Raw genomic sequence first — 11,525 nt, forward strand, 5'->3', positions numbered from 1 at the left:
TGGCCCGAGAATAAGAGCTGGAACGCGCTTTGCAACGTCCAGACTGTAATATTTCCTTCACAAATGCGCTTATTGCCGTCGGCTCCAACGGTTCTTCCGAGGTAAACCTGTCCTTCAGTATAGTGCGCGACGCCGTGGATCGGGTGGTCGGCGAAAGCGGCGGCAAAGCCGTGGTGTCACGATTCTATCGCACCCCCGCCTTTCCGGCGGGGGCGGGGCCGGATTTCGTGAACGCGGCCTTTGCCATCGACTGGAGCGGGAGCGCCGAGGATCTGCTGGCGCTGCTCCACCGGGTCGAGGTCGACGCGGGGCGGACGCGGACCCGCCGATGGGAAGCGCGCGTTCTGGACCTTGATCTGCTGGCGCTTGGCGAACAGGTGCGCCCGGATGCCGAGACCCAGACAGCGTGGCGGACGATGCCGCTGGCCGAGGCCGCAACGCGGGCGCCGGGGCAGCTTGTCCTGCCCCATCCCCGCTTGCAGGAACGGGGGTTCGTGCTGGTGCCGCTGGCAGACGTGGCCCCCGATTGGCGCCATCCGCTGACCGGTGACACGGTTCAACAGATGCTGGATCGGCTGCCCGCCGCCGACCTGCACGAAATCGTGCCACTTGATCCGGATTGATCCCTTGTCAATCCTTTTTATGGCCTGTAAGTAGGCCCCTTGCGCACCCCTCCTGAAACAGAGCTCGGAGATATTTAATGGCCCGCGTGACGGTAGAAGATTGCGTTGACAAGGTCCCGAACCGGTTCGAACTGGTGATGCTTGCCGCCCATCGGGCGCGTGAGATTTCCGCCGGTAGCCCGCTGACGCTGGACCGCGACAATGACAAGAACCCTGTCGTCTCGCTGCGTGAAATCGCAGAAGAGACGCAGTTGGCCGACGATCTGCGCGAGCGTCTGATCGAGTCCAACCAGACCCAGATCGAGGTGGACGAGCCGGAAGAAGACGCCATGGCCCTGCTGCAAGGCGTCGAAGCGGATCGCCCCGCCGCCGACGACATGTCGGAAGAGCAGATGCTGCGCCAGCTTATGGAAGCGCAAGGCCAGCGCTGAGAACGGACGGACCAGGGACGGAATGATCGACGTTGACGACCTTCTGAGTCTGGTCCGCAACTACAACCCCAAATGCAACGAGGCCCTGCTGCGCGGGGCCTATACCTATGCCAAGGGGATGCATGACGGGCAGATGCGCCGGTCGGGCGAGCCCTATTTCACCCATCCTGTGTCGGTCGCGGCGATCCTGACGGAACAGCGGCTGGACGACGCCACCATCGCCACCGCGCTGCTCCACGACACGATCGAGGACACAAAGGGCACCTATACCGAGATTGCCGACAAGTTCGGGCGCGATGTGGCCGAATTGGTGGATGGGGTCACCAAGCTGACCAACCTGGAGCTTTCGAGCCGCGAGACCAAGCAGGCCGAGAACTTCCGCAAGCTGTTCATGGCGATGTCCAAGGATCTGCGCGTGATCCTCGTGAAGCTGGCCGACCGCCTGCACAACATGCGCACCATCAAGCACATGAAGCCCGAAAAGCAGGCCCAGAAAGCCCGCGAAACCATGGATATCTATGCGCCGTTGGCCGGTCGCATGGGGATGCAGTGGATGCGGGACGAACTGGAGGATTTGTCCTTCTCGGTCCTGAACCCGGACGCGCGCAAGTCGATCATGCGCCGCTTTGTGTTGCTGCAAAAGGAATCGGGCGATGTGATCCCCAAGATCACCGACGATATCGAGCTGGAGATGGAGCGGCACGGCGTGTCCGGCGATGTGCTGGGGCGCGCGAAAAAGCCGTTCTCGATCTGGCGCAAGATGCAGGAAAAGGACATGGCCTTTTCGCGCCTGTCCGACATCTACGGGTTCCGCGTGATCACCGAGACCGAGGATGATTGTTACCGCGTTCTGGGAGCGATCCATCAGCGCTGGAAATCGGTGCCGGGTCGGTTCAAGGACTATATCAGCCAACCCAAGTCGAACGGTTACCGCTCGATCCACACCACGGTGTCGGGGCGCGACGGCAAGCGGGTCGAGGTGCAGATCCGCACCCGCCAGATGCACGAGGTGGCGGAATCGGGTGTTGCGGCGCACTGGTCCTACAAGGACGGGGTGCGCGCCGAGAACCCCTTTGCCGTCGACCCGGCGAAATGGCTGGCGGGTCTGACCGAGCGGTTCGAGATGGCCGAGGACCATGATGAGTTCCTCGAACATGTGAAGCTGGAAATGTATTCCGATCAGGTGTTTTGCTTCACGCCCAAGGGCGATGTGGTCAAGCTGCCCAAGGGCGCGACTCCGCTCGATTTTGCCTACGCGATTCACACCCGGATCGGGCATAGCTGCGTCGGCGCCAAGGTCGATGGCATCCGGGTTCCGCTGTGGACCCGCCTAAAAAACGGCCAGTCGGTCGAGATCATGACCGCCGAGGGGCAGACGCCGCAGGCGACGTGGATCGACATCGTCAAGACCGGCCGCGCCAAGGCCGCGATCCGCCGTCTGCTGCGCGAAGAAGACCGGGGGCGCTACATTCGGCTCGGGCAGGAATTGGCGCGGGTGGCGTTCGAACAGGTCGGCAAGAAGGCGACCGACAAGGCGTTGGAAACCGCGGCAAAGACCATGAACCTTGCCAGCGGCGAAGAGATTCTGGCCCGCATCGGGTCGGCCGAGCTGTCCGGGCGAGAGGTCGTCGCGGCGCTTTACCCCGAATTGGTCAGCCGCAGCGACCAGGAAGAGACCGTGCGCCGCCCGGTGATCGGCCTGCCGCCGGGGGCCGAGATCAACCGCGCGCAATGCTGCCAGCCGGTGCCGGGCGAACGCATCGTCGGCGTGCCCTACAAGGGGCGCGGGCCGATCTTGCACGCCATCGACTGCCCGGCGCTTGCCGATCTGGACGCGATGGCAGACAACTGGATCGACGTGCATTGGACGGAAGGGCGCCATGCCGCTGTCCATAACGTCACCATCAATGTGACCATCGGCAATTCCAAAGGGGTGCTGGGTCGAATATGCACATTGATCGGTGAACAAAACGCCAATATCTCGGACCTGCACTTCATGGACAGGAAACCGGACTATTTTCGCCTCTTGATAGATATAGAAGTGCGGGACGCCGAGCATTTGCACGCCGTGATGATGGCCGTTGAGGCCGATAGTGATGTGGCCACGTTGGAGCGCTACCGGAATCTCGACCGGCGCCCCTGACGCGGATAGTTGGAGGGTGAACACCCCATGGTGTTCAAGCGTAGAGATGCACGCCGCTGGTTCGTCGTGGTTGGCCACTGGTTCTACCCGCGCGGCGGGTGGGGCCGGGCCATTCAGTACATCCGGCACCGCTTGCATCGCCTGCCCGGCACCCCCGAGAGCATTGCCCGTGGCGTCTTCGCCGGGGCCTTTACCGTCTTCACGCCGTTTTTCGGGCTGCATTTCGTGGTCGCCGCGCTGATTGCACGGCTTATGCGGGGCAACATTCTTGCGGCACTGCTGGCGACCTTCATCGGCAACCCGCTAACCTATGTGCCGATTGCCCTGATCTCGATCCATACCGGGCATTTCCTGTTGGGAACCGATCCCGGCGGCGTCGGCGGCAATGTCTTGCACGCCTTTGGCGGCGCCTGGCACGATCTGCGGCACAACTTGGTGGCGCTGTTCACCTCGGATCAGGCGCGTTGGGACGAGTTGATCGACTTCTACCGGTCCGTCTTTTTCCCCTACATGGTCGGAGCGGTCATTCCCGGCATCATCTGTGGCACGATCTGTTACTACCTGTCGGTGCCGGTGATCCGCGCCTATCAACAACGGCGCATTGCCAAGATGCGGGAAAAAATGGAAAAGATGCGCAGGCAGGCGCAGGAACAAGCCGAGTAGGCGCGCGCCCGCCCGATTGGGAAAGGGAGCTTCAGCATGACCAGCCATCCCCGCCTTGGGGTCAATATCGACCATGTGGCCACGGTGCGGAACGCCCGTGGCGGCGACACGCCCGATCCGGTGCGCGCCGCGCTGATCGCACAAGAGGCAGGGGCCGATGGCATCACTGCCCATCTGCGCGAGGATCGGCGCCATATTTCGGATGGCGATATTGACCGGCTGATGGAGGCGTTGACCATTCCGCTCAACTTCGAAATGGCCGCGACCGAGGAAATGCAGGCCATCGCCCTGCGCCACAAACCCCACGCCGTCTGCATCGTGCCGGAAAAGCGCGAGGAAAGGACGACCGAGGGCGGGCTTGAGGTCGCGCGAGAGGAAAACCGGCTGGCCCATTTCATTGCGCCGCTGCGCGATGCCGGTTGCCGGGTGTCGATCTTCATCGCCGCCGACAAGCCGCAGATCGAGGCGGCGCACCGGATCGGGGCCGAGGTGATCGAATTGCACACGGGCGCCTATTGCGATGCCCATGCCGAGGGCCGCATGAACGACCGCGACCAAGAGCTTGGGGCCCTGCGCGAGATGTCGGCTTATGCCCATTCGCTCGGGCTGGAAGTTCACGCAGGCCACGGCCTGACCTATGAGACGGTCCAGCCGGTGGCGGCCTTCCCCGAAATCATGGAACTCAATATCGGGCATTTCCTGATCGGCGAGGCGATCTTTCGTGGACTGACCCCGGCGATCGAGGAAATGCGGCGATTGATCGGGGAGGCAAGGGCATGATCTTCAACCCGCGCCGCTACCTTCTGATTTTCGGCGGTGCGATGATCGTGCTGTTTGTTCTGACGCTTGCGGGGCAGGCCCTGTTCGGGATCAACCTCGGGTCAGCGGCGATCCCGTTGATCCCGGCCATGGCCGCCGCCGCAGTGGAAGGCCAGCGCTACGCCCGCGAGCACCGCGAAGACCCGGTCGGCATGGTGGCATGGCAGGCGGCGCTGAAGATGAGCTTCATCGCGCTTGGCCTGAACATCCTGCAACTGGGGCTGATGATGCTGGTTCAGCCCGCGACCTACACCGTGATGATGCAGAACCCGTTGCCGTCGATCGGTATCCTGGCGCTCTATTTTGGGCTGTGGGTCTTGGTGAACCGGTTCTTCTATCGCATCGGCCTGCGCAACGAGCGCAGCACCGGAGCACGCAAGCGCTAGGCGGATCGACCGGCGCGCAAGGGCTTGGCCCCCTGCGCGCCAGACCGTCATTCGGTGACGGTGATCAGGGTCCACATCCCCATTTCGTAGTGTCCAGGGACATTGCAGTAGAGAACATACTGGCCCGGATCGAGCGTGATCGTAAGCGCGCCGGTATCGCCGGGCTCCAGTTCCGAGACCTCGCCCAAGGACATCGCGCTTTCTTCTTCCACGCGGTAGGCGGCTTGATCGTAGGGCAACATGCCGCCATCCGCCGGCACCGGCGAGATCAGCATTTCGTGAATCGTCGCCTCGCTGTCATTCGTGGCAGTGAAGGTGATTTCGCCTGCGGGGACCGTTGCCATGTCGGTCGTGATACCCATGGTTGCCATGCCCATATCGGCATCCGGCATGTTCATGCCCATACCCGGCATCGTGCCGAGTGCGTCCAGGGCCATCATGCCATTGTCCCAAAGCGAAACGGACACGGTGGTTGCCGCCGCCATGGCGCCATGGCCGAAAACGGCCGCCGTCAGGCCGGCGACGAGGAACAGTGAACTGCGTTTGGTGGTGGTCATTGGTATACTCCCTTTCAATCGGTGTATGTCCGGCAAGCCCCTGCTTCTTTCGTCGATTGCGCAATGATCTGAGTCAGGCTTGAGTGGCGCAGGCCCCGAAACGGGGGTATCTCACGCTAACGTGTCCGGAATCGGCCCTCAGCGCCGGGGCCGGGGCGGCTGTAATCAGAAGGGGGCCAGTCCCATGATCCTTGGTGTCGGAACCGATCTGGCGAATATCGAGCGTATTCAGGCCGTGCTCGACCGGCACGGCGACCGGTTCCGCAACCGCGTCTTTACCGAGATCGAGCAGCGCCGCGCGGAACGCACCCAGAGCCCGGCCGCGACCTATGCCAAGAGATGGGCCGCGAAAGAGGCCTGTTCCAAGGCCCTCGGCACCGGATTGCGCATGGGAATCGCGTGGAAAGACATGGCTGTGACCAACCTGCGCACGGGCCAGCCGATCATGCATGTCACGGGATGGGCGCAAGAACGGCTGTTGGCAATGACCCCCGAGGGCTGCGACGCGACGATTCACGTCAGCCTGACCGACGATATGCCGTGGGCGCAGGCATTTGTCGTCATTTATGCATATCCCGAAGGTATGGGGTGGCAACCCTTGCCTCCAACGGCACCGGGGCGCTCGCTTGCTTGACACTGCGGGCGCAACCACTCATGTGAAAGGCCCGAGGGCCAGAGACGAAAGGCAGGATCAATGGCGGCAGCAGCCAACAATAAAGACGGTGTCTGGGAAACCGTTAAAACGGTGGTCTACGCGCTGCTGATCGCAGGTGTGTTCCGGACGCTGTTCTTTCAGCCGTTCTGGATTCCCTCCGGCTCGATGAAAGACACGTTGCTGATCGGCGATTTCCTGTTCGTCAACAAGATGGCCTATGGCTATTCCCGCTATTCCTGCCCGTTCTCGATGTGCCCCTTCTCGGGCCGCATCTTCGGGTCCGAGCCAGAGCGCGGCGACGTGATCGTGTTCCGCCACCCGGTCAACGGCACCGATTTCATCAAGCGGGTGATCGGCCTGCCGGGGGACACCGTTCAGGTGCGTAACGGCGTGCTCTACATCAACGGCGAGGCGGCCCCGCAGGAACCGCAGGAACCCTTTGTCGAGACCTATGCACAGCAGGGTCCGATCGGCCACACCCCGCGTTGTTCCAATGCGCCGGTGGGCGAGGGCGGTAGCTGCGAAAAAGAGCGCGCGTTGGAAACCCTGCCCAATGGTGTGGTGCATTCGATCCTCAATATCGAGAATGGCAGTTTTGCCGACAACACGCCCGTCTTTACCGTGCCGGACGGCATGTATTTCGTGATGGGCGACAACCGCGACAACAGTCAGGACAGCCGCTTCCCGCAATCCATCGGCGGGGTGGGATTTGTCCCTTATGAAAACATCATCGGTCGCGCCGATCGGATCATGTTCTCTGCCGCAGGCGAGCGGATGGTCTATTTCTGGACCTGGCGGTCTGACCGTTTCTTCCGGGCGATCGAGTGAAACTTTCCAAAGATCTGAAAGCCTTTTGTGACCGCTTGGGTCACGAGTTCACCCGCCCGGATCTGTTGATCCGGGCGCTGACGCATTCGTCGCTGTCCTCGGACACGCGGCCAGATAACCAGCGGTTGGAATTCCTTGGAGACCGGGTTTTGGGGCTGGTCATGGCCGAGGCGGTGCTGGAGCAGGACAAGGACGCGCCCGAGGGCCGTCTTGCCCCCCGGTTCAACACACTGGTGCGCAAGGAAACTTGCGCCGAGGTTGCGCGCGAGATCGACCTCGGGGCGGTGCTGAAACTCGGGAAATCCGAGATGAAGACCGGTGGGCGACGCAAGAACGCCCTGCTTGGCGACGCGATGGAAGCGGTGATCGCCGCCGTCTACCGCGATGCCGGTTTCGAGGTGTCGCGCGCGTTGATACGACGCCTCTGGGGCGAGCGGGTGGCGACGGTGCAAGCGGATTCGCGCGACGCCAAGACCACCTTGCAGGAATGGGCGCAGGCCCGCCGCCAGACCCCGCCGACCTATGCCGAGGTGGAGCGCAGCGGCCCCGATCACGCGCCTGTCTTCACCATCGAGGTGCGGTTGCAATCGGGTGAAAGCGCCCGGGCCGAGGCCGCGTCGAAACGGCAGGCGGAACAATCCGCCGCGCAAGCGATGCTGGCGAAAGTGATCGGCGGCCAGTAGCGGTGCGGCACGCGCGATGCCGCTAACGGGCACCGATCCCGGCGAGGGTCGGAACTGGCCATGGCCAGAGATTCCCTGTAAAGGCGGCGGATAGTCAGAACGGAATACCAGACACATGACCACACGCGCAGGCTTCGTTGCCCTGATCGGGGAACCCAATGCCGGGAAATCGACGCTTCTGAACCGGATGGTCGGGGCCAAGGTCTCGATCGTCACGCACAAGGTGCAAACCACCCGCGCACGGATTCGGGGCGTGGCGATGGAGGGCGAGAGCCAGATCGTCTTCGTCGACACGCCAGGCCTGTTCCGCCCGCGCCGTCGGCTGGACCGGGCGATGGTGGCCGCGGCCTGGACCGGGGCGGCGGATGCCGATCTGGTGGTGCTGCTGATCGAGGCGCATCGGGGCATGACCCATGGGGTCGAGGCCATCCTCGACGGTTTGAACGAGCGCGCACAAGGGCGTCGTGTGGCGCTGGCGATCAACAAGATCGACCGGGTGAAGGCGGAAGTGCTGCTGGCGCTGACCAAGAAGATGAACGAAGCCTATCCTTTCGAAGAGACGTTCCTGATTTCGGCAGAGAAGGGCCACGGCGTGGACGCGTTGCGCCACTGGCTGGCGGGCAACCTTCCCGAGGGGCCTTGGCTTTACCCCGAAGATCAGATCGCGGACCTGCCGATGCGGATGATCGCGGCCGAAATGACCCGAGAGAAGCTGACCCTGCGGCTGCATCAGGAATTGCCCTACCAATTGACGGTGGAAACCGAGAATTGGGAAGAACGCAAGGACGGCTCGGCCCGGATCGACCAGGTGATCTATGTTGCACGCGACGGTCACAAGGGCATTTTGCTGGGCCACAAGGGCGAGACCATCAAGGCCGTGAGCCAAGCTGCGCGGGCAGAACTGGAAGAGTTCCTTGGCCGCAAAGTGCACCTGTTCCTACAGGTCAAGGTGCGCCCGAACTGGCTGGAAGAGTCCGAGCGCTATTCCGAGATGGGGCTCGATTTCAAGGACGGCAATTGACCCGGTGGAGCGCGAGCAGATGCGCCTGACAGCAGAGTTTTGGGTCAAGGCCTATCTCACTCGGCTGCGGCTGGCCGATATACCGGCCTTCGTGGTGGCGCATGGCGACGACACAGGCGGGGCGGTGCTGGTCAAGCTGAGCACGCTCGACGGGCAGGCGCAGTTGTTTCAGCGCAGTTTCGATCTGATGACCGGGGACCGCGCGTGGATCGTGCTGAGCGAGGGGGAAGAGCGCGAGGTGGACGAGGCGATTTCCCGGCAGCGGCGCATGGACCCGGACCTGTGGGTGATCGAGGTCGAGAATCGCGCCGGGCGGCATCTGCTGGATGAGCCGGGGCTGAGCTGATCCCTCCGCAATGCATTTCCCCTTGGAGTGGCGCGGTGGACAGGTAGGATCACCCCCATGGAATGGCGGGACGAAGGCGTGCTTCTGGCCATGCGACGGCATGGGGAAAACGCCGCGATCATCGAGGTCTTTACAGAACGGCATGGCCGACACGCGGGCGTTGTGCGCGGCGGGGCCGGTCGGCGTATGGCCCCGATTCTGCAACCGGGGGCACAGCTTGACCTGACATGGCGGGCCCGGTTGGAGGATCATCTGGGCGCCTACACACTGGAACCGATCAAGGGACGGGCCGCCGATGCGCTGGACGATGCCGCCGCGCTTGCGGGGCTGTCTTCGGTGTGCGCCCTTCTGGCGTTTTGCCTGCCCGAACGCGAGGCACATCCAGACCTCTACGCCCGGTCCATCGCCCTGCTGGATGCGCTTGGGGCCGAAGGCTGGGCCTATGCTTACCTGCGATGGGAACTGGCCCTGCTGGACGAGATGGGGTTCGGTCTCGACCTGTCCTGCTGCGCGGTGACGGGGCAGACCCAAGGACTGGAATTCGTCTCGCCGCGCAGTGGCCGGGCCGTGACGCGCGAAGGGGCAGGGGAATGGGCCGATCGCCTGCTGCCCCTGCCAGCCAGCCTGCGCGGTGTCGGTGGTGGAGAGCGGGCCGACCTGTTGGTCGGGTTCGGCGTAACCGGACATTTCCTGAGCGACCACCTGGCCCGGTCCCTTGGCGACAAGCCCTTGCCCGCAGCCCGCCAGCGCTTTGTCGACCGGGTGGCGCGGGGGGCATAGGCCCGTTCCCGTCCGTGCCCGCGCAACCGGCTGTCGCCCGACCGGCCATGCGCGGGGAATTGCCGAGATCGTGATCATTGCGCGCGGTCAAGACTCTTGTCGTGACAGGCTGTTACCCTTCTCAAAGCGGGGCGCCGATCGCGCTCTGAAGTGATAGGAGATTGGATATGAGGAAGTATTTTGCGATCGGGGCCTGCGTGCTTGCCCTTGCGGGTGCCACCTGCACGCCCCAGGAACAAATGATGGTCGGCGGCCTGGTCGGGGCCGGTGTCGGCGTCGGACTCGCCGACCTGATGAACGCGAATACCGGCTGGACAGTGGTCGCGGCCATGGCCGGTGCCGCAGTCGGGTCTCAGGTGGCGTATAACGCCCAGACCAACCAATGCGCCTACAAGCGCGCGGACGGACGGGTTGAAGTTCGCCCCTGTTGACGGATGTGTCGTCCGTGAACTGGAACCCCGCCTGTTTCGGGCGGGGTTTTGTTTTTCGTGAGAAGAACGCTCGTCGTCATTTAGTTGACATGTGTCAATGTCGGCAATTGTAATATATGAGAGGTGAAACTGACCCCCCTCCTCGATCGAGCGCACCGACAATGAGCACATCCACCGCAGATCCGACCCCGACCCGCCTTGAGCATTTCCCGATAACGTTCTTCGCGGTTGTCATGGGCCTGACCGGGCTGTCGCTGGCCGTTCACGCGGCCGAGCAGGCCTTTGGCTGGCCCCTCGGTATTTCGGAGAAGCTCTACTACATCGCCTTCGGGATCTTCGGGCTAATCACACTCGGGTTCCTGCTGAAACTGGTCCGCTATCCGGGGGCCGTGGCGGCAGAGTGGAACCATCCGGTCAAGCTGGCCTTCTTCCCGGCTATCTCCATTTCCCTGCTCTTGCTGGCCACCGCATCGCTTGGTCATGCGCCGCTGCTGGCCGAGGAACTATGGGCCCTCGGGGCCGCGTTGCAGGCGGTTCTGACCATCGCCGTGGTGACGGGCTGGATCGGGTCGCGCGCCTTTCAGCATGGGCACTTGTCGCCTGCATGGTTCATTCCAGCCGTGGGCAACGTGATCGTGCCGGTTGCGGGCGTGCCGCTCGGCTATGTCGACCTGAGCTGGTATTTCATGTCGGTGGGGCTGGTCTTCTGGGTGGTGCTGCTGACATTGGTCTTCAACAGGCTGGTGTTCCACGATCCGCTGCCGGGGCGGTTGCAGCCGACGCTGGTGATCCTGATCGCGCCACCCGCCGTGGCCTATGTCGCATGGATTCGGCTGGTGGGAGAGATCGGGCCAGTGCCGATGATCCTGTTGAACACGGCCTATTTCTTTACGCTGGTGGTGGCAGTGCAGTTGCCACGCATCATCCGCCTGCCTTTCGCCCTGTCCTTCTGGGCACTGAGCTTTCCCTTTGCCGCTGTGACGATTGCCAGCTTCGCGCACGCAAACCTGACCGGGCAACAGGGCTACAAGCTGATCGGTGCGGGGTTGCTGGCGGTTCTGGTCGTGATCATCGGGGCGTTGGTGTTGCGCACGGTCCGGGCGATGGTGGCGGGCCAAATCTGCCAGCCAGAGGGATAGTCGGCAAAGGGCCCGCCGGG

Annotated in this window: 15 protein-coding genes; 14 read left to right on the plus strand and 1 reads right to left on the minus strand. The window is 63.2% G+C overall.

The genetic code is table 11. From position 1 onward, the window contains the following. The first annotated feature begins 29 nt into the window (after positions 1-29). The 6 genes from folK (at position 30) to BKY27_RS11210 (ending at position 5,065) form a co-directional block, all read left to right on the plus strand. Entirely contained in the window at positions 30-623 is a 594-nt protein-coding gene (gene folK / locus BKY27_RS11185; protein ID WP_324609997.1) for a 2-amino-4-hydroxy-6-hydroxymethyldihydropteridine diphosphokinase, read from the plus strand. A gap of 77 nt (positions 624-700) precedes the next feature. After that, on the plus strand, positions 701-1,054 hold the full coding sequence (rpoZ, locus tag BKY27_RS11190) for a DNA-directed RNA polymerase subunit omega (protein ID WP_071674564.1): 354 nt from the start codon (positions 701-703) through the stop codon (positions 1,052-1,054). Positions 1,055-1,076: 22 nt separating this feature from the next. Next, complete coding sequence (locus BKY27_RS11195; RefSeq protein ID WP_071674565.1) at positions 1,077-3,197, plus strand: RelA/SpoT family protein; 2,121 nt, start codon at positions 1,077-1,079, stop codon at positions 3,195-3,197. Between the two features lie 27 nt (positions 3,198-3,224). Next, a complete protein-coding gene (locus BKY27_RS11200; RefSeq protein ID WP_071674566.1) occupies positions 3,225-3,860 on the plus strand; it encodes a DUF2062 domain-containing protein in 636 nt (211 codons plus the stop codon). A gap of 36 nt (positions 3,861-3,896) precedes the next feature. Beyond that, entirely contained in the window at positions 3,897-4,640 is a 744-nt protein-coding gene (locus BKY27_RS11205) for a pyridoxine 5'-phosphate synthase (RefSeq protein WP_071674567.1), read from the plus strand. Further along, a complete protein-coding gene (locus BKY27_RS11210) occupies positions 4,637-5,065 on the plus strand; it encodes an ABZJ_00895 family protein (RefSeq protein WP_071674568.1) in 429 nt (142 codons plus the stop codon). The genes BKY27_RS11205 and BKY27_RS11210 overlap by 4 nt, the downstream gene beginning before the upstream one ends. Positions 5,066-5,112: 47 nt before the next feature. Here BKY27_RS11210 and BKY27_RS11215 read toward each other — a convergent pair whose 3' ends face one another. Further along, positions 5,113-5,622, minus strand: coding sequence for a plastocyanin/azurin family copper-binding protein (locus BKY27_RS11215; protein WP_084667944.1), 510 nt, complete (start codon positions 5,620-5,622; stop codon positions 5,113-5,115). Between the two features lie 184 nt (positions 5,623-5,806). Between BKY27_RS11215 and acpS the strand changes: the two genes are divergently transcribed. From acpS to BKY27_RS11255, 8 genes are all read left to right on the plus strand, one after another. After that, complete coding sequence (acpS, locus tag BKY27_RS11220; RefSeq protein WP_071674569.1) at positions 5,807-6,256, plus strand: holo-ACP synthase; 450 nt, start codon at positions 5,807-5,809, stop codon at positions 6,254-6,256. Between the two features lie 60 nt (positions 6,257-6,316). Further along, complete coding sequence (lepB, locus tag BKY27_RS11225) at positions 6,317-7,105, plus strand: signal peptidase I (RefSeq protein ID WP_071674570.1); 789 nt, start codon at positions 6,317-6,319, stop codon at positions 7,103-7,105. Continuing rightward, positions 7,102-7,788 (plus strand): ribonuclease III, encoded by a 687-nt coding sequence (rnc, locus tag BKY27_RS11230; protein ID WP_071674571.1) that lies wholly within the window; start codon positions 7,102-7,104, stop codon positions 7,786-7,788. Before lepB ends, rnc begins: the two co-directional genes overlap by 4 nt. Before the next feature lie 115 nt (positions 7,789-7,903). Then, complete coding sequence (gene era, locus BKY27_RS11235) at positions 7,904-8,809, plus strand: GTPase Era (RefSeq protein WP_071674572.1); 906 nt, start codon at positions 7,904-7,906, stop codon at positions 8,807-8,809. A gap of 19 nt (positions 8,810-8,828) precedes the next feature. After that, positions 8,829-9,155 carry a DUF1491 family protein gene (locus BKY27_RS11240; RefSeq protein ID WP_071674573.1) on the plus strand — a complete coding sequence of 109 codons (327 nt, stop codon included), beginning with the start codon at positions 8,829-8,831 and terminating at the stop codon, positions 9,153-9,155. A 57-nt stretch (positions 9,156-9,212) separates the two neighbouring features. After that, on the plus strand, positions 9,213-9,935 hold the full coding sequence (recO, locus tag BKY27_RS11245) for a DNA repair protein RecO (protein ID WP_071674574.1): 723 nt from the start codon (positions 9,213-9,215) through the stop codon (positions 9,933-9,935). 167 nt (positions 9,936-10,102) lie between these two features. Then, complete coding sequence (locus tag BKY27_RS11250; RefSeq protein WP_071674575.1) at positions 10,103-10,366, plus strand: hypothetical protein; 264 nt, start codon at positions 10,103-10,105, stop codon at positions 10,364-10,366. A gap of 161 nt (positions 10,367-10,527) precedes the next feature. Continuing rightward, positions 10,528-11,505 (plus strand): SLAC1 anion channel family protein, encoded by a 978-nt coding sequence (locus BKY27_RS11255; protein WP_071674576.1) that lies wholly within the window; start codon positions 10,528-10,530, stop codon positions 11,503-11,505. The last annotated feature ends 20 nt before the right edge of the window (positions 11,506-11,525 follow it).

The sequence above is a fragment of the Nioella nitratireducens genome (assembly GCF_001879715.1).
Lineage (GTDB): Bacteria > Pseudomonadota > Alphaproteobacteria > Rhodobacterales > Rhodobacteraceae > Nioella > Nioella nitratireducens.